Raw genomic sequence first — 18,259 nt, forward strand, 5'->3', positions numbered from 1 at the left:
ACCCCGAGTTGGCGCGATCTGGACTGGTCGCCCGCCCTCCCCGCACAGCGGCCCCACGGCCTTGCTGATCCGTTCCGGCCGACCGCCCCGCCACGGCGGGTGAAGCCGTCGCACCGGCCGTACCGTACGAACCATGAGTCAGCGGGCGAGGATCGACGCGGAAGGCCCGGAGCCGGGCGGCCCCTCCATCAGTGCGGGTGCCGAACTCGACCCCGTACACCCCGTGGAGCCGCCCGCGGGTCGCAGGGAGGTGTCGACCGCGCCCGGTGGGCTGACCACCGCCGAGGTCGAGGAGCGCATCGCGCGGGGCGAGGTCAATGACGTACCCGTACGGTCGTCCCGGTCGACCGTGGACATCGTGCGGGGCAATGTCTTCACCCGCTTCAACGCCATCATCGGCATCCTCTGGGTGATCATGCTCTTCGTCGCACCGATCCAGGACAGCCTGTTCGGCTTCGTCATCATCGCCAACACCGGCATCGGCATCGTCCAGGAACTGCGCGCCAAGAAGACCCTCGACGGACTCGCGGTCATCGGCGAGGCCAAACCGACCGTCCGGCGCGACGGGAGCGCCGCCGAGATCTCGACCTCCGCCATCGTCCTCGGCGACCTCATCGAACTCGGGCCCGGGGACAAGGTCGTCGTCGACGGCGTGGTCGCGGAGGCCGACGGTCTGGAGATCGACGAATCCCTGCTGACGGGCGAGGCCGACCCGGTGGTCAAGCAACCCGGGGACCCGGTGATGTCCGGGAGCTTCGTGGTCGCGGGCGGCGGGGCGTTCGAGGCGACGAAGGTGGGACGCGAGGCGTACGCGGCACAGCTCGCCGAGGAGGCGTCCCGCTTCACCCTCGTCCACTCCGAGTTGCGCAGCGGCATCAGCACGATCCTCAAGTACGTGACCTGGATGATGGTCCCCACCGCGACGGGGCTCATCATCAGCCAGCTCATTGTCAAGGACAACAACTTCAAGGACTCCATCGCCCGGACCGTCGGCGGCATCGTGCCGATGATCCCCGAGGGTCTGGTGCTGTTGACGTCCGTCGCCTTCGCCATCGGGGTCGTACGGCTGGGACGCAAGCAGTGCCTGGTGCAGGAGCTGCCCGCGATCGAGGGACTGGCCCGGGTCGACGTGGTCTGTCTCGACAAGACCGGCACCCTCACCGAGGGTGGGATGGACGTCACCGAGGTCCGACCCCTCGGCGAAGCGGACGCAGCGTCCGTACGCCGGGTACTGGGCGCGCTCGGTGCCTCCGACCCGCGCCCCAACGCCTCGCTCGCGGCCGTCATCGACGCACATCCCGACGACGGCACCCTCAAGCCCGTGCAGTCGCTGCCGTTCTCATCGGCCCGCAAGTACAGCGGTGCGCGTCTCTTCGACGGCGAGGGGACGACGACCTGGCTGCTGGGTGCCCCCGATGTGCTGCTGGCCGACGGCGATCCGGCGCTCGCCGCCACCGAACGGCTGAACCGGCAGGGACTGCGGGTCCTACTGCTCGCCCGGTCCGCGGCCGAGCTCGACTCCCCACAGGCCGCGACCGGCGCGGAGGCGATCGCGCTCGTCGTGCTGGAGCAGCGGTTGCGGCCCGACGCGTCCGACACCCTGCGGTACTTCGCCGAACAGGACGTCGCCGCCAAGGTGATCTCCGGGGACAACGCGGTCTCGGTGGGTGCCGTGGCCGCGAAGCTGGGTCTGCCCGGTGCCGAGCACACCGTGGACGCCCGTCGGCTGCCCACCGAGCGGGACGCGATGGCGAGCGACCTAGAAGCGGGCTCGGTGTTCGGTCGCGTCACGCCCCAGCAGAAGCGGGACATGGTGGGTGCGCTCCAGTCCCGCGGTCATACGGTGGCCATGACCGGCGACGGGGTCAATGACGTCCTCGCGCTCAAGGACGCCGACATCGGCGTGGCGATGGGTTCCGGCTCGGAGGCCACCCGGGCGGTCGCCCAGATCGTGCTGCTCAACAACAGTTTCGCGACCCTGCCGTCCGTGGTGGCCGAAGGACGACGGGTCATCGGCAACATCACGCGCGTCGCCACGCTGTTCCTGACGAAGACGGTGTACTCGGTCCTCCTCGCCGTCCTGGTCGTGTGCAGCCAGGTCGAGTACCCGTTCCTGCCCCGGCACCTCACCCTGCTGTCCACCCTGACGATCGGGGTGCCGGCGTTCTTCCTCGCGCTCGCCCCCAACAAGGAGCGCGCCCGGCCGCACTTCGTCAGCAGGGTGATGCGGTACGCCGTGCCCGCGGGGGTGATCGCCGCGGCGGCCACCTTCAGCACCTATCTGCTCGCCCGCTCCCACTACAGCGGCCCGGGCTCCCTGGAAGCGGAGACCAGCGCCGCGACGCTGACCCTGTTCCTGGTCTCCATCTGGGTGCTCGCCATCATCGCCAGGCCGTACACCTGGTGGCGGCTGTGCCTGGTGGCGGCGATGGCCCTCGGCTTTGTGATCGTGCTGGTCGTGCCGTGGCTCCAGGAGTTCTTCGCGCTGAAGCTCGTGGGCGTCCAGTTGCCGTGGACGGCGGTGGCGGTCGCCGCCGCGGGGGCGGTCCTGCTGGAGGTCAGCTGGCGCTGGGTGGACCGCAAGCACCCCGCCTGACGCGGGCGGGGCGGGGGAACGGCGAGATGGCCGCTCCCCCTCCGTCAGCGTCGACCGCCGCCGGTCAGCGCAGCGGGTCGAACCAGCGGTCCCGACCCAGTTCGGCCGTCCGCGACGGGTCCTCCAGCAGTGCGGCGACCTCGAAGCGGCGCGGCCACTGCCCCGCCGACCAGGCCAGCCCCGCCGCCACGCCCTCCAACGTCGCCGCGTGCACCACTCCGTCCGGGGTGCGGCGCCACTGGAGCTCCGCCCCGCCGGCGATGAGTTCCTCGTGCTCGACGTAGCTCCGCGGCACGAGCGGCCCCAGGAGCACCCGTACCGACTCGGGCACCTCGTGCTCCTCGCCCTCCGTGGTGACCTCGGCCGTGACGCTCTCGCTGAGCCGGCGCACCTGGAACAGTTCGGCCAGGTCCGCTGCGCGCTCGGGAGCCACCGGCAGCAGGGGCAGCCCTCCGGTGAGGGGCAGCAGATCGGGGGTGTCGGCGACCAGGGCGTCCCGGGCGTCGACGACCCGTACGACGCCGTCGACCACGGCCCGCAGATCGTCGGGCAGGGTGACCTGCTCGGGGTCGAGGTCGGCGAGGGCGGTGTAGATGCCGTGCAGTTGGGCGGGGTGCACCGGCAGATCGGGGTCGGCGAGGCGGCCGAGCAGCTCCGCGGCGCCACCGGGCTCGTCGAGGAGCACACCGAGCGAGGTCCGCACACCGAGGGCCCGCAGTACCTGGACGTCGTCGAAACCGGTCGCGTCCACGGCTTCGTACAGCCCGTCCAGCAGGGGGTCACCGCCGGCCGCGCGCAGACCCGCCGGCCGCCGACCGTCGAGTACGGGGTGGTCGCGCAGCCACCAGGCGGTGTGGGAGCGCACGGTCTGCGTCGTACCGTCCGGCAGGAGCACGCGCACGGGCTGGGTCAGCGCGTCCCGCAGCGGCGGCTGCGCCAGCAGGGCCAACGCTTGGGGCCAGCAGTCGTCGTCGACCAGTTCGAGGTCCCGTACGGCGACGATCTCCGTGGCGACGGGTGGCACCGCGGTCTCGGGGAGCCGGTCGAGCGCGTCCTCGCACCAGACGTCGACCGCGTCGAGCAGCCCGGCGTCATCGGGTTCCGCGTAATCGCCTTCGCGGGGTTCGAGCTCGTCGGGGTCGAGGACCACGTCGGTGGCCCGTACGAGGGCGAAGTTGGCGAGCACTCCACAGGCGGCCAGCGGCTGTTCGCCCCAGCGCGCCGCCAGGTCGCCGTCGCACAGGGCCAGCTCGTCCCGACGCATGACCAGCGCGAACGGGCTCCCGGGGAGGACCAGCTCACCGGCAGGTGCGAGTTCGCCGTCCTCGTCGGGGAGGGCGAGCGCCCCGAGCCAGGGCTCGTCGCCCGGTTCGAGATCCGCGTCCCGGACCAGTGAGAGCACGGTGTCGGCGAGTTCCTCGGCGTCGGGTGCGTCCTCGTCGCCGAAGTCGAAGAGTTCCCCCTCGTCGAGCGAGCCGGCGACGGCCGCCCGCACCTGGGGCGTCGTCAGTACGGCGCGTGGTGTAGCGGGCAGGGCGCCCAGCTTCTCCAGGAGCGGATGGGCGGCGTCCGGGTGGACGACCTTGAGGCCGAGACGGGCGAGCCGCGGCGGGGTGTCGGCCAGCGGGAGCAGGGTCTGGCGGGGGCCGATGACGGTCCGTCCGTCGGCCAGCGGTACGGGAAGTCCCGAGAGCCGATCGGGGTCGACTCCGGCCAGGCTGTCGTACAGCCGCCGCCACCAGTCGGTGTCACGTTCGATGCCGGCGAGCCGGTCGATGGCCTCGGTCAGCGGTACGCGGGCGACGCCGAGGGTACGCAGTTCGACGCGGCGCTCCAGCCCCGCGGGCAACAGGCTCGGCAGCACCTCCGAGAGGACCTGGACGGTTTCTGCGCCGGCGCCTTCGAGGACTTCGGCTTCGATCGGGCGCAGCGCACCCGGCACCTGACGGTCCGGCAGTCCCGTGTCGATCGGCTCGGGGTGGTCGGCGTCGCCGCGGGGAGCGGCGGATTCGAGGAACGCGGTGCGCGGCAGGAGGCGCAGGATCGCCTCGCGCAGGGCGCCATCGAGACCGCCCTTGCCGAGCGGCCCGGGAACCAGGTCGATGGTGGTGCGGGCGACTGGCTGCCAGGTGCCGAGGAGTTCGGCGTAGGCGTCGGCGGCCCGTTCGACGAGGAAGTCGGTGAGCGGACCGGGGGCGGGGTGCCGGCGGGTGGTGTCCAGCGGCAGTGATGCGATGAGCAGCGCGGGCACGCCCAGCAGTTCGTCGGTGGGCGTGGGCGCATGGACGACGGGTGCGGTGCGCGGCCGGTCGGGGGCGCCTTCGGCGTCCACGGGGACGGCCCAGGTGAGTGTCCAGTGCGGCCGGAGTCGTTCCTCCACGGGCCGGTCGACGAGCAGTTCGGGAGCGATGTCACCGCTGTGGCTGATGACCCGCCAGCGCCGGTCGCCGCGTTCGCTGTCTTGGACGTCGACGTACGGGGCCTGTTCCGAGCGGCGCAGGGTGCGCACCCCGTCCGGGGTCTCGATGACGACTTCGGCGAGTCCGGCGAGGGTGAGCAGCAGGGCGTCGTCGACGTCGGTCAGCAGTCGTTCGACGAGGTCGACCGCCGAGCCGTCGCGCAGCGGAAGGACGACGACCGTGTCGTAGCCGTCGGGTGCGGTGCCTTCGGCGGGCAGGGGCAGCCTCAACAGGGGCACATGGCCGTCGCGCCGGCGTCGCTCTTCGGCGAGCCCGGGGCTGGTGGCGGCTGCTTCGTCGACGAGGTTGCGGGCTTCGGCCAGCGACCAGCGCACTCCGCCGTGTCGACCGACGACGGCGGGTTCGTCGCTGACGGCGAGTACGGCGGCGAATCCGACGCCGAACCGGCCGACGCTGCTGTCCGCCGCGTCGCGCTTGGCGGAGGCGCGCAGGGTGCTGAGGGATTCCACGCCGGCCGTGTCGAGGGGGGCGCCGGTGTTGGCGGCGGCCAGGACGGCGGGGGTGTCGCCGACGGCGGGCTTGAGGGTGAGGCGCAGTCGGCCGGGTGCTCCGGTGCGGGCGGCGGCGTCGGCCGCGTTCTGGGCGAGTTCGACGACGAGCCGGTCACGGTAGCCGCCGAGGACGAGGTCCTCTTCGGCGTTGGCGTCCTCGCGGAACCTGGCGGGGCTGGCACGCCAGGCGTCGAGTACGCCGCGCCGCAGCCGTGCGGTCTCGAACGGGTCGGCGCCCTCGGTGGTCGTGACGCTCACGGTGTGACTCCGCTCTTTCCGGTGACGCGGTCTCCTCCGGCCCTACTGGGGCCGAAGGTACATGCCTGGGTTGCGGGGAGCGCTCCCCGCAAGGGAGGTGACGCTATCGTGCGCCGCTGTCGGTCGGTCCAGGCCGCGGAGGTACGGGCTGGTCGGACCTGGTCGGCGGGTACGGCAGGGGGCGGCGGCGGGGCCTTCTCGGCGCTCTTGTTCCCCGCCCTGGCTCATCGCAGTCGGTGCGGTTCCACCGGGCGACGGAAGGTTCGGCACGGGGGCGCGCCATCCGAGCCGCTGTCACCAAGCCCGTGCCACGGGCGGGTTCGACGGCTTGGCGACCGTCCCTCGAACCGCCGGGACGGAGTCGCAGGGGTCGTACGGGACCGCTGGGCACCCGTTCGGGCGGGCGGGGGCAGCGCGGTCCGACCTGAATACGGTTCGAACATGGCCGGAACCAGATGGATTCCGTGCCGCGAACGGGCGGGACGGCCGGTGGCCTCCGCCGTGCACGCGAGGACCCCGCCGTGAATGTCCGCCGAGGAGCTCCGCAGCCGTCAGCGCGTGCCGACGCTCCCACCGGGGCCGTCATACGCGAACGCGGGCGCCGGGGAACCACGGGACCAGACGGCCACCCCGTACCGCACGCCCAGGCGGGAACCGTGTCGTCCGGGACGTGTCCGAGTGGTCGCGAACCACCCGGGTGATCAGGGCCTTCCTGGCCGGCGCCGGATCAGGAGTGGCCGAGGTCCTCATCCTCGACACCCTCCGGGCCCGGGGGCACGGTGGCGCCCTCCCGGTCCGGGTGGAGCCGGAACTCGTCCGTTCCCATGGAGTCGAAGACCGGTGGTGCGGGCTGCGGCGGCTTGGGCATCACCGCGGCCTCCGAATGTCCGCCGCAGCCGTAGCCGAGGGACACCACGCGTCCGTCCGCGGGTGAGAACTCATTGGCGCAGACCCCGAACGCCTGTCGGAGCGATCCCGCAAGGGGCACCAGGAACCCGCAGGTCACACAGGCAGCGGGGGCGGCCTGTGCCATGGGGGTCTTCGGCCCGAAGGACTCGTCCCAGCGGTCCGCCGCGATGTGGAGCCCATAGCGCGAGAGCACCCGCGCCCGGCGCATCCCGAGCTCCTCGGCGATGGCCGCCAGCTCGCCCCGGGCGTTGAGGACCGTGTCCGCAGGGGCTCGGTCGACGAGCTCCGCGTCCTCCGCGTCGACGCGTTCGACCAGGTCGTGGGAGGTCTCGGCGATGATCGAGTTCGGCGGGGGCGCGTCCTCGCCGGTGAAGCCAGGCTCCAGCCGGAGATCCTCCGCCTCGGTCGGCAGCAGATCGCCGGGGCCCATGTCACCCGGTCGCAGCCGTTCGCTCCACGGCACCCATTCGGGGGCCAGCAGCGCGTCGGGGCCCGGCAGCAGGACGGTTTCATCAATGGTGACGATCTTGGCCCGCGATGCCCGGGCGACCGTCACCGCCCAGCGCCACCCGCGGTAGCCGAGTTCCTTCGATTCGAAGAAGTGTGTGACGACACGGTCCCCCTCGGAGACCAGGGACACATGCTCACCCACCACCCCCGGGGCCGCGGCCTCCTCGGCCGCCTCCCTGGCGAGGTCTACCGCCTCGGCGCACAGGCGGTCGGGGGTACGGCTTCGCGTCGTCGCAGCACTCACAGGTCTCGCTTCTCTCCTACGCCGTCTCACGGGTGCGCCGACCGATTCGTGAGGTTCGAGCCGCAGGCGGAGCGGACCAGGGGGCCGCATCGACGTCCGCGCCCGAACCAAAGCGTCCCGGGCACACCTACCGTCATCCATTCTGCGGGATGCCGAAGAGGAGCGCGGCCGAGAACAATCGCCGGTGGCGCCCTACGCACGCTACCCCCTCCGCAGCGCCGAGCCCACCTGCGCGCTCCAAGAAGGGGCCGATCAACAGCTGATCAGCGACCACTGAGACGTCCCCGAGACATCAACGAGACATCAACGAGTCGCCGACGACTCCCGGGGACGGCAGGCCCGCGCTTACTGCGCACCGGTGGCCCGCACCCCCGCACGGGTGGGTCCCTGCGGCCGTACGTGACCACGAAGGACACCGGAACAACGCCGCATCAGACCTCTTGGGGCCCGCCCTTGGGGCACTATGGGCCAGGTGGCAGCCGCGAGCTCATCGGAGAGGCCCGGTCCGTTCGCACGAGCGGGCCGGGCGATCGGCCGTGCGCTGCACCTGCCGTTCACGGGCACGGCACGCGGCATCCGCAAGGCGACCCACGCGCACGGCGCGGGCGAATCGGGCCTCGGCAAACTGATCGAACTGCACGCCGTGAACGGCGCCGGCGACGTCATGATCACCGTCGCCCTGGCGTCCACCGTCTTCTTCTCCGTACCGACGGACGAGGCGCGCGGGCGGGTCACGCTCTACCTCGCGATCACCCTCGCGCCCTTCGCTCTGCTGGCGCCGGTGATCGGGCCGCTGCTGGACCGCATCCCGCACGGTCGGCGCGCTGCGATGGCGGGAGCCATGCTGACGCGGGCCGTGCTGGCGGTCATGATGTCGGTGCTGGTGGCGACGGGCGGGCTGGAGCTGTATCCGGCGGCGCTGGGCGTGCTGGTCGCGTCCAAGGCGTATGGGGTGGTCCGCAGCGCGGTCGTTCCGCGGCTGTTGCCCCCCGGGTTCTCGCTGGTGAAGGCGAACTCACGGGTCACCCTTGCGGGCCTGCTGGCCACGGGCGCCGCCGCGCCCATCGCGGCCGGACTGCAACAGGTGGGGCACCAGTGGCCGCTGTACGGGGCGTGCGTGCTCTTTCTGCTGGGGACCTTCTGGGCCCTGCGGATGCCGCCCAAGGTCGACTCGGCGAAAGGCGAGCGCAAGGTCCGCATCCTCGCCCACGGCGAGAAGAAGCCGAGCCTGCGGTCGGTGGGCCCCTCCGTGGTGCACGGACTCCAGGCGAACGCGGCGTTCCGGATGCTCTCCGGTTTCTTGATCTTCTTCCTGGCCTTCCTGCTGCGCGAACATCCGCTGGACGGGCAGAGCGCCGCCCTGTCCCTGGGGATAGTGGGTGTCGCAGCGGGGCTGGGCAACGCGCTGGGTACGACGGTGGGCGCCTGGCTCAAGGCCCGCGCCCCCGAAATGATCATCGCGACCGTACAGGGCATGGTCCTGACGGCGGCGATCCTGGCCGCGATTTTCTTCGGCGCCGGCATGGTGGCGGTGCTGGGAGCGACGGCCGGCCTCTGCCAGGCACTGGCGAAGCTGTCGCTGGACGCGACGATCCAGCGGGACGTCCCCGAGGAGATCCGCACGTCCGCCTTCGCCCGTTCCGAGACCCTGTTGCAGATGTCATGGGTGGTGGGCGGGGCGATCGGCATCGTCCTACCGCTGAACGGGGTGCTGGGCATGTCCGTGGCCGCCGCCATCATCCTCACCGGAGCGACCGCTTCCGTACGGGGGCTGCTGGAGGCGGCCCGGGGGAGCGGCAGCGGCAACGCCCGACCGCGCGTGGCCTAGCGCCCCCAGCACGAAGTGCACCGGCCACGAGCAGAAGCGCACCGGCCACGAGCACCGGTCGCGGGCACCGAACCGGTGGGCCGCAGGGTCCGTGGATCGCTGCGGGGAGCGCCACCGACACCCGGTCGGCTGCCCGGTGAAAGCGGGGGTCGGACACGGTGTCCGCACGGCGCGCCGGACCCCCACACAACCAGGCGCGGCGGGACCGATAGCCTTTCGGCCATGACCGTTGCGTTCTTCTCGGGCAAGCGCCGCCGGGCCGCTGCCACCATCGGTGCCGTCTCCGCCGGGCTCCTCGTACTCTCCGCCTGCGACAAGCCGACGCCGCTGGCGACCATCACGGTGGGGACGGAATCCGTCAACTCCGAGGCGGCCTGCTACAACGACGGCAAGGCCCTCGCAGAGTCCAAGGTCCAGGGCTGCCTGTCCAAGTCCAGCGGAAAGACCGTCAAGGTCGCACTGGACGACAAGATCCGCTTCGGTGTCGACACCGAGATCGCGGAGAACGGCTGGTCCCTCTTCCTCGGTGGCCAGCGCGCCGAGGAGGAGCCGTACAAGAAGACGTACCGGACCATCCCCGCCAGCGCCTTCTTCGCGTCGCAGACCGGGGAACCGGTCAACAAGGTGAACGTGAGCATCATGGAGAGCAAGGGCAGCAAGGTCCTGGGCATCTGGCACTTCACGCTGGAGAAGAAGTCCTGACCCCAGGAGGCCGAGCGTGCGCGTACTCGTGGTGACCGCGGTGGTGGCGGAGGCCGAATCCGTCACCGCCGGACTTCCCGCTGCCCTGTTGGACGGCGTCGATCCGGACCACCGGGTTGATGTCGTGGCGGGTGGCGTGGGTCCTGGCGCCGCAGCGGCGGCGACCGCGACCGCCCTGGCCAAGGGCGCGTACGACCTGGTCGTCTCGGCGGGCATCGGCGGCGGCTTCCAGCCCGGGGCGCCCGTCGGTTCGCTCGTCGTCGCCGACGCCATCGTCGCCGCGGACCTCGGGGCGGAGACCGCCGACGGCTTCATCCCCGTCGTCGAGCTCGGTTTCGGACATTCGACCCACCGCCCGCCCGCCGCCTTCGCCGCCCGCGCCGCGCGGGCGCTCGATGCGCTCCACGCCCCCGTGCTCACGGTCTCGACCGTCACCGGCACGGCCGCCCGCGCCGCCGAGCTGAGCTCCCGTCATCCGGGCGCCGGCGCCGAGGCGATGGAGGGCTTCGGCGTTGCCGAAGCAGCAGCCGCCCAGGGCGTTCCGGTACTGGAGATCCGGGCAGTCTCCAATGCGGTGGGCCCGCGCGACCGGTCCGCCTGGCGCATCAAAGAGGCCCTCACCTCGCTGGAGGGCGCCTTCCGCGCCCTTCGCCCGCTCCTAGAGGAGTCGCCGTGACCCTGCGCATCGCGTACTCGCCCTGCCCGAACGACACCTTCGTCTTCGATGCCTGGGCGCACGGCCGGGTGCCCGGGGCACCCGCCATCGACGTGACGTTCGCGGACATCGACATCACCAACGGCATGGCCGAGCGCGGCCAGCTCGACGTCCTCAAGGTCTCCTACGCGGTGCTCCCCTGGGTTCTGGAGGAGTACGCCCTGCTGCCCTGCGGCGGCGCACTGGGGCGCGGCTGCGGCCCCCTGGTGCTCACCCGTGCGCCCGGCACGGATCTGACGGGCAAGACGGTCGCGGTGCCGAGCGAGCGCTCGACGGCGTATCTGCTGTTCCGGCTCTGGGCGGCGGACCTGGTGCCCGGCGGGGTGGGGCAGGTCGTGGTGATGCCCTTCCACGAGATCATGCCCGCGGTGCAGGAGGGCAAGGTGGACGCCGGTCTGGTGATCCACGAGGCGCGCTTCACCTACCAGGAGTACGGGCTGCACCGGCTGGCCGACCTCGGGGAGCACTGGGAGTCGACCACCAGTCTGCCGATCCCCCTGGGCGCCATCATCGCCAAGCGCTCGCTGGGCGAGGAGACCCTCCGGCAACTCGCCGCCACGATCCGCACGTCGGTGCGGATGGCCTGGGACGATCCCGAGGCGTCGCGGCCCTATGTGCGGGCGCACGCCCAGGAGATGTCCCCGAGCGTCGCCGATCAGCACATCGGTCTCTACGTCAACGAGTTCACGGCGGACCTCGGCGAGGACGGTTACGCGGCCGTGCGCGGACTGCTGACACGCGCAGCGGCCGAGGGGTTGGTACCGCCCCTCGGCCCGCATGCACTCGCGTTCGTGTGAGATCCCCGGCCGTTCGGCGGCCCGGGACGCTTGTCGGAATCAGACGTCGAGCTGATCCGCCACCGCCCTGAGCAGACCCGCGATCTTCTTGCCGTGGACCTTGTCGGGGTAGCGACCGCGCTCCAGCATCGGGGTGATGTTCTCCAGCAGGGTCGTCAGGTCCTGCACGATCGACGCCAGTTCATCGGGCTTGCGCCGCTGGGCGGCAGCGACGGAAGGAGTGGGGTCGAGGACGGTCACCGACAGCGCCTGGTCGCCCCGTTGTCCGGCGACCACACCGAATTCCACCCGCTGACCGGGCTTGAGCGAATCGATGCCGTCGGGCAGCACTGACGAGTGCACGAAGACGTCGCCGCCGTCGTCGCGGGAGAGAAAGCCGAAGCCTTTCTCGCTGTTGAACCATTTGACCTTGCCGGTAGGCAAAGCACGCACCCCATTCCACCAGTCAGCCGAACCACTGTTTCCGCGGGTCAGGCTATCCAGCGCTCGCTCGTGCCTGCCGTTTGAAGCCTCCCCAGCTTGATACCCCCCGTCAAGCCGCTCCACCCATCGGGCCACTGGCGGTGGCCGACAATGATCGCAGCTCGCTCGGAGGCGAGAAGGCACGCACATCACAGCACATGTCGGTGACGACCCGACAGTGGATACCCCTCGCGCATACGGCGAATCCCCCTCCCGTGGTGAATGCAGGAGGGCGATTGGACAGGTGGGGGTACGGAGATCGGAAAACCATCCGACGACACCGCAGGAGCGCGACGGGACCGGCGAATCGCGTAAGGCCGTTCACGCCCCGAAGAACGAGTGCGGAAAGGGCCCTTCCGCAAGGAACGAGCCACCGGGGGAAGAGGAGCGGGCCGATGCTCGCGCATGTCTCGATACGGGCTTCCGCATTGCGTCGGTGTTCGGTGCGGTGCGTCGTTCGGTGTGGTGCGTCGGTACGGGCCCGTGCGCACGCGATCCGCGTACGGAACTCATGGAACGCGACCGTCCCTCAGGGAACGCAATCGTCGAAGCACCGGCCCGGCACCTGTTCGGCCCGGTCGATGCGGTCGACTCCGGCTGTCCATCGGTGCGCCTCCGGTCCGATGGTTCGGCGGCGACGATCCGACGCCCCCGGATCGTTCCTGCGCCGGCGGGAACTACCCTGGCCGGATGACAGCTACTCCTTCCGACCCGGGTGACGGGCTCGTCCGCATCGGGGCCGTCGTCTTCATCGTCGGCGCGGTGGCCACTTTGGTGACCTTCGCCCCCCTCTTCCTGGGGACCGAGCCGTTTCCGCCGGTCGCGTACGCGGTGTGCATGTTGATGGGCGTCGGTTTCATGATCTCCGCGGCCGGGGTGCTGCGGTCGATCGCGGCCCAGCGACGGGCGGCACGTTCGATCTCGTAGGGCCCGTCCTATGCGGGGGCAGGCGCGGGCCGAACGCGTCAGGAGCCGGATGCGTCGTCGGAGCCGGCCGAGGCCAATGCGTCGGCGTGCGCGCGCAGCCAGCCGGGGAAGGCCCGGAGGTCTTCGAGGACCACATCGGCACCGCCGTCGTGGAGCTCTGTGCTGCTGCACGGGCCGGTGGGCACTGCCACGGCGAGTGCCCCTGCGGTGCGTGCTCCTCTGATGTCGCCGAGGTGGTCCCCCACGTATGCGCGGGCACCGTACTCGCGCAGGGCCAGCGCCTTGCCCTCCGCCCACAGCCATCCGATCACCGCGTCCGCAGCGATGCCGAGGTGGGCGAGGTGCAGACGGGCGTTGGGCTCGTGCTTGGCGGTGACGACGATCGCCCGCCCTCCGATCTCCTGGACGGCGGCCACCGCCTCACGGGCTCCCGGTAGGGCTGTGGTGGGGGCGATCGCGTAGTCGGGGTAGATCTCGCGATAGCGGTCCCCCATGGCTTGAATGTGCTGCTCCGGGAACCAGTGCGCCAGTTCCTGGTCCAACGGCGGGCCGAGTCGACTCACCGCGAGATCGGCGTCGATCCACACACCGGTCTCGGCGGAGAGCGCGGTGAACGCGGCATGGATTCCGGGCCGGGAGTCGATGAGCGTCATATCGAGGTCGAAACCGATGGTGAGGGGCGTACCCGACGGATCTGAAGCCATGGCGTCCATTGTGCCGGTGCGTCTGTGCAAGGCGCGTCCGTGCCGGTACGTCTGTGCCGGTACGTCTGTGCCCGCGTCCCACGGCGAGCTCAGTACATGGCTCGGTGCATGGCTCGGTGCATGGCTCAGACCGCGACCTTGCGGGCCCGCCACACCAGATAGAGCGCCGATGCGATCGCAGCCCCCTTCAGCATCCAGGGCCAGGTCTCCACCATCGCGTCCTGCATCCCGTCCGGCGGTACGACGTCTCCCCAACGCCCGGCCGAACGCCCCCAGAGCCAGACCAGCCCCGCCGTCAAAGCGGCACCGGGCAGACCGAAGACCGCGATCTTCTTCTGGACGACCGTCAGTCTTCGTGAGGCCCACGCCAGCAACCAGCCGAGGCCGAGCGCGATCAACGAGCCCAGCAGCGCTCCCGCCAGCAGTGACAGCGCGGCCACCAGCAGCAGCGGACTGCCGAACCGCGGGCCGGAAACGGCGGCGGGCTCAACCGCGGCGGGCTCGACCGCCGCGGCGACCGGACGGCGCCGGAGCTTGGTGACGAACGTCAGCCGGGGCACGAAGCGCAGCCAGCCGGTGCGAGCGGCCTCCGTCGCCTCGCCTTCTTCGGCGGACTCCTCTTCCTCGTCGGAGTCCTCTTCCGGCGGGGGTTTCAGTATTTCCGGGATCTCGACCCCGCCCGTGAAGCCGGGCACCCGCTCTCCCACGCCGAACGGTGTGGACTCGACACGCCACCAGTCCACGTCGAGACCCGAGTCGGTGTCGCCGAGTTCCTCGATGCCCGCGCGGTGCGGCGGCAACCCGCCGTCCGGGAACTGCGGCTCCGCAGTCACCTCGCCGGCCCCGTTGGACTTGGCCGAGCGCCAGCTCCGCGGGCGCGGAATCCGACGGCGCACCGGCTTTCCAGACCCGTTCGGCGAAGACGCAGGCGCAGGAGCAGACGCAGCAGCAGAAGGAGCCGGCGCAGCAGCACCCGGCTCAGCGCCATCCGCGGGCTTCGCCGGTGGAATCGGTGGAACAGGCTGTTGCGGGGTGAAGGGCTCGGGCGCGGCCGAGGGGGACGGATCTTCCGTACCGGCGCGCTCCACCACCTCGTCCGGGGTGCCGAGCCGCCCCAGGATGCGCCGCACCGCAGCAGGGCTGTCGCCGAGCGGGCGCGCCCGCTGCCGGTCGATCTCCCCCCGCAGCGACGTCACCAACCGCATACGGGTGCCGGACGGCAGCTGCCGCTGCTGTGCCAGATCCCCGACCCGGCTCAGATAGTCGTAGACGAGCTGATCGCTCTCGATCCCCACGGGCTTTCCCCTGCCGTTCCCTGCCCCGGACCGTCCCGTCTTCCCCGGACCGGCCCGCCCTGCACCAGACCGTAGCGTTCCAGGGGCTAACGTGGGGCGGATGGGGACCACACCCGAAGGAAGCAGCCCGCGCACACTGGCCGAGGCCCTGCGCTCCCGAGACGACGGGGAGCTCGCGGCACTGCTGCGCGCACGCCCCGACCTGTTGTCCCCGGTCCCCAGCGATCTCACCCAGCTGGCGACCCGAGCGGGCACCCGGGCCTCGGTCGTACGCGCCCTGGAGCGGCTCGACCGCTTCACGCTCCAGACCGCGGAGGCCCTGGCCGTGGCGCCTGATCAGGCGTCGTACGACACGCTGTTGGCCCTGATGGCGGGCGACGACGGCGACGCCGCGGTGGAAGCCGCGCTGCCGGAGGCGGTGACGCTGCTGCGCACCCAGGCACTGCTGTGGGGCGGCGACGACCGGCTGCGGCTGGTCCGCACGGCACGTGAACTGCTCGCCCCCTCCCCCAGCCGTCCATCGCCCACCGGGCTCGGTCCGACGGTCGCGGAGTCGACGGCCGGGATGTCGCCCGGGCGGCTCCAGGAGATCGTCACGGCGGCGGGACTGCCGACCACCCACGATCCGGTGTCGGCGGTCGCCGGGTTGACGGCGTTGTTCACCGACCGGCAGCGGATGGCCGCCCTGCTGGACACCGCCCCGTCCGAGGCGCTGACCGTGTTGGACCGGCTCGTCTGGGGACCCCCGTACGGCGAGGTGACGTCCAGTCCCACACCGCCCGTGCGCTGGCTGCGCGATCGCGGGCTGCTGCTGCCCACCTCGCCGCGGACGATGGTCCTGCCGCGCGAGGTGGCGCTCCACCTGCGGGCCGGTCGCGCGCACCGCTCGCCGGAGCCGGTGCCGCCCGCGGTCGAACCGGCCGTCTCCGCACTGGGCGAGGGCCGTCCGCAGCTCGTGGACGCGACGGCGGCCGGCCAGGCGCTCACCGCCCTGACCACGGTCGAGGATCTGCTCCAGGACTGGCACGAGGGCGGACCGGCCGTGTTGCGCGCCGGCGGCCTCTCGGTGCGCGACCTCAAGCGGACCGCGACCGCGCTCGACACCACCGAGGCGATGGCGGCCTTCTGGTTGGAGTTGGCGTACGCGGCCGGGCTCCTCGCGTCGGACGGTGAAGCGGACGAGCGGTACGCGCCCACGCCCGCCTACGACGAGTGGCTCACCCTCACGCCCGCGGCACGCTGGGCCGAGTTGGCGCGCGCCTGGCTCACGGCGACGCGCACGTCCGGTCTGGTGGGCAGTCTGGACGGCAAGGGCCGCACCTATGCGGTGCTGGGCTCCGATCTGGACCGTTCGGCGACGGTGGAGACCCGACGACGGGTGCTGGAGTTGCTGGCCGCCCTGCCGGAGGGCACGGCACCGGTTCCCCAAACCCTGCTGGCCCGGCTGCACTGGGAGCGTCCCCTGCGGTCGCAGACCCCGAGCAACACCCTCACCAGCGGCCACCCCGCCGACCGGGCGGGCGGCCCGGTCGATCTGCGTTCCAAGATCGCGTCCTGGACCCTGGCCGAGGCGGAATCGCTGGGGGTGACCGGTCGGGGCGCTTTGGCGAGCCACGGCCGGGCGCTGCTGACGGCCACCCCCGGCGCGGGAGCGACCGCGGGCCCCGAGACGGCTCGGACCGTCGCCGGCGTCCTCACCCCGTTGCTGCCCGACCCGCTGGACCACGTACTGCTCCAGGCCGATCTGACGGCGGTCGCCCCGGGCCCGTTGGAGCGTCCTCTCGCGGAGACCCTCGCGGTCCTCGCGGACGTCGAGTCCAAGGGTGGCGCCACGGTCTACCGCTTCACCCCCGGTTCGGTGCGCCGCGCCTTGGACGCCGGCCGCTCGGCGTCCGACCTGCATGCCTTCCTCGCCGCCCATTCGCGGACGCCGGTGCCGCAGCCGCTGAGCTATCTCATCGACGACATGGCCCGTCGCCATGGACACCTACGGGTCGGCTCGGCCTCCTCGTACGTGCGCTGTGACGACGAGGCGCTGTTGGACGAGATCCTCGCGGACCGGCGTTCGCAGTCGCTGGGCCTGCGGCGCATCGCACCCACGGTCCTCGCGGCCCAGGCCGACCCGGCCGGACTGCTCACCGGACTGCGCGGCCTCGGGTACGCGCCCGCCGCCGAGTCGTCGGACGGCGATGTGATGATCGCCCGCGCCCATGCCCGCCGCACCCCGCCGCGCACTCCGCCGACCCCGGTGCCCGACGGTCCTCCGGTGCCGGACGCGACGCTGCTCGGGGCTGCGGTGAAGGCGATTCGCGCCGGCGATCTGGCGGCGACGGTCGCCCTGAAGCCCGTGGCCGCCGACGCACCCCAACCGACGGGCGGTGAGCTGCCCCGGTCGACCCCGGCCGAGACCCTCGCCACGGTGCAGGCGGCTGCCATGACGGGGTCGGCGGTCTGGATCGGCTATGTGAACGCGGAGGGTGCGGCGAGCCAGCGGGTGATCGCCCCGGTGCGGGTGGAGGGCGGCTTCGTCACCGCGTACGACCACACGGCCGACGAGGTCCGCACCTATCCCCTGCACCGCATCACGGGCGTCGCGGAGCTCGCGGACGATCCGAGCTGAATCCGTCGCGGAACCTGAGCCTGAGCCGGGTCAGCGCCTTGGTGCGGCCACCGCCCGGGCCCGCCGGCTTGCTCAGTGAGGGTGCGGTGGGCGCGGGCTCCGGTGCGTTCGCTTCCCGGTCGGCTTCGACGGCCTCGCGGTCATCGACGGTACGGGAAGGTGTCGGTTCGGCGAGGGTGTGGAAGCGATGGCTCAGCCGCCGTCCGAGGACGAGATAGGCGATCAGGGCACCGCTGGTGTTGAGGATGACGTCGTCCACGTCGAACGCACGGCCCTCCACCAGCGCCCCCTGGGTGAGTTCCACGAACACCATCACCATCGCGGTCAACACCAGGACCCGCAGCATCCGCAGCCGACGGGGCACGAGCACCGGCAGGATCAGCCCGAACGGGGCGCCGAGCAGCAGATTGCCGCCGACCTGCTTGCAGGCGGCGAGAAAGGTGTACTCCTCGGCGTACTGCCGCATCGACTTCCCGGGCTGGAGATTGGCGCCGGCGATGTCGGCCGAAGCCGTCGAGGGGGTGAGGGTCAGTCTGGCCAGCACGACGGAGAACACGACCAGCGCCGCCAGCGCCACCGCCATGATCAACAGCCGCAGTGCGGTCGTACGCCATGGGGCACCCGAATCGTCCGCCGAGACAGCGACTGCCGGGGTACCCCCTTCACTGTGTGCTCCCCTGGGTCCGGTCATGTCTCGCAGATGCCCCCGAAGGCGGCGATC

At 71.8% G+C, this 18,259-nt stretch carries 13 protein-coding genes; 7 read left to right on the forward strand and 6 right to left on the reverse strand.

Going from position 1 to position 18,259, the window contains the following annotated elements:
• Nucleotides 1-133 precede the first annotated feature (133 nt).
• Entirely contained in the window at nt 134-2,596 is a 2,463-nt protein-coding gene (locus tag ABZ348_RS31640) for an HAD-IC family P-type ATPase (RefSeq protein ID WP_358938929.1), read from the forward strand.
• 64 nt (nt 2,597-2,660) lie between these two features.
• Here the strand turns inward: ABZ348_RS31640 and ABZ348_RS31645 are convergent, their stop codons facing one another.
• On the reverse strand, nt 2,661-5,825 hold the full coding sequence (locus ABZ348_RS31645; protein WP_358938931.1) for a molecular chaperone Hsp90: 3,165 nt from the start codon (nt 5,823-5,825) through the stop codon (nt 2,661-2,663).
• A gap of 727 nt (nt 5,826-6,552) precedes the next feature.
• Nucleotides 6,553-7,488 carry a DUF3027 domain-containing protein gene (locus tag ABZ348_RS31650; protein WP_358938933.1) on the reverse strand — a complete coding sequence of 312 codons (936 nt, stop codon included), beginning with the start codon at nt 7,486-7,488 and terminating at the stop codon, nt 6,553-6,555.
• Nucleotides 7,489-7,951: 463 nt separating this feature from the next.
• Here ABZ348_RS31650 and ABZ348_RS31655 point away from each other — a divergent pair, with 463 nt between their 5' ends.
• The 4 genes from ABZ348_RS31655 (at nt 7,952) to ABZ348_RS31670 (ending at nt 11,530) form a co-directional block, all read left to right on the forward strand.
• The gene (locus ABZ348_RS31655) at nt 7,952-9,316 is read left to right on the forward strand and encodes an MFS transporter (RefSeq protein ID WP_358938935.1); all 1,365 of its coding nucleotides are present in this window, start codon (nt 7,952-7,954) and stop codon (nt 9,314-9,316) included.
• A gap of 222 nt (nt 9,317-9,538) precedes the next feature.
• Nucleotides 9,539-10,018, forward strand: coding sequence for a DUF2771 domain-containing protein (locus ABZ348_RS31660; RefSeq protein WP_358938937.1), 480 nt, complete (start codon nt 9,539-9,541; stop codon nt 10,016-10,018).
• A 16-nt stretch (nt 10,019-10,034) separates the two neighbouring features.
• On the forward strand, nt 10,035-10,694 hold the full coding sequence (locus ABZ348_RS31665) for a futalosine hydrolase (protein ID WP_358938938.1): 660 nt from the start codon (nt 10,035-10,037) through the stop codon (nt 10,692-10,694).
• Nucleotides 10,691-11,530 carry a 1,4-dihydroxy-6-naphthoate synthase gene (locus ABZ348_RS31670; protein ID WP_358938940.1) on the forward strand — a complete coding sequence of 280 codons (840 nt, stop codon included), beginning with the start codon at nt 10,691-10,693 and terminating at the stop codon, nt 11,528-11,530. The genes ABZ348_RS31665 and ABZ348_RS31670 overlap by 4 nt, the downstream gene beginning before the upstream one ends.
• 39 nt (nt 11,531-11,569) lie before the next feature.
• Here the strand turns inward: ABZ348_RS31670 and ABZ348_RS31675 are convergent, their stop codons facing one another.
• Nucleotides 11,570-11,953 (reverse strand): cold-shock protein, encoded by a 384-nt coding sequence (locus ABZ348_RS31675; protein WP_329027583.1) that lies wholly within the window; start codon nt 11,951-11,953, stop codon nt 11,570-11,572.
• A 729-nt stretch (nt 11,954-12,682) separates the two neighbouring features.
• Here ABZ348_RS31675 and ABZ348_RS31680 point away from each other — a divergent pair.
• Nucleotides 12,683-12,919 (forward strand): hypothetical protein, encoded by a 237-nt coding sequence (locus ABZ348_RS31680; protein ID WP_358938942.1) that lies wholly within the window; start codon nt 12,683-12,685, stop codon nt 12,917-12,919.
• A 38-nt stretch (nt 12,920-12,957) separates the two neighbouring features.
• Here ABZ348_RS31680 and ABZ348_RS31685 read toward each other — a convergent pair whose 3' ends face one another.
• Nucleotides 12,958-13,623, reverse strand: coding sequence for an HAD hydrolase-like protein (locus tag ABZ348_RS31685; protein WP_358938944.1), 666 nt, complete (start codon nt 13,621-13,623; stop codon nt 12,958-12,960).
• 125 nt (nt 13,624-13,748) lie between these two features.
• On the reverse strand, nt 13,749-14,918 hold the full coding sequence (locus ABZ348_RS31690) for a hypothetical protein (protein WP_358938946.1): 1,170 nt from the start codon (nt 14,916-14,918) through the stop codon (nt 13,749-13,751).
• A gap of 100 nt (nt 14,919-15,018) precedes the next feature.
• Here ABZ348_RS31690 and ABZ348_RS31695 point away from each other — a divergent pair, with 100 nt between their 5' ends.
• Nucleotides 15,019-17,538 (forward strand): helicase C-terminal domain-containing protein, encoded by a 2,520-nt coding sequence (locus ABZ348_RS31695; protein WP_358938948.1) that lies wholly within the window; start codon nt 15,019-15,021, stop codon nt 17,536-17,538.
• Here the strand turns inward: ABZ348_RS31695 and ABZ348_RS31700 are convergent.
• Nucleotides 17,501-18,121 carry a VanZ family protein gene (locus tag ABZ348_RS31700; protein ID WP_358938996.1) on the reverse strand — a complete coding sequence of 207 codons (621 nt, stop codon included), beginning with the start codon at nt 18,119-18,121 and terminating at the stop codon, nt 17,501-17,503. The two genes, ABZ348_RS31695 and ABZ348_RS31700, sit on opposite strands and share 38 nt — an antisense overlap.
• Between the last annotated feature and the right edge of the window lie 138 nt (nt 18,122-18,259).

The organism is Streptomyces sp. NPDC005963 (genome assembly GCF_040638655.1).
Classification (GTDB): Bacteria; Actinomycetota; Actinomycetes; order Streptomycetales; family Streptomycetaceae; genus Streptomyces.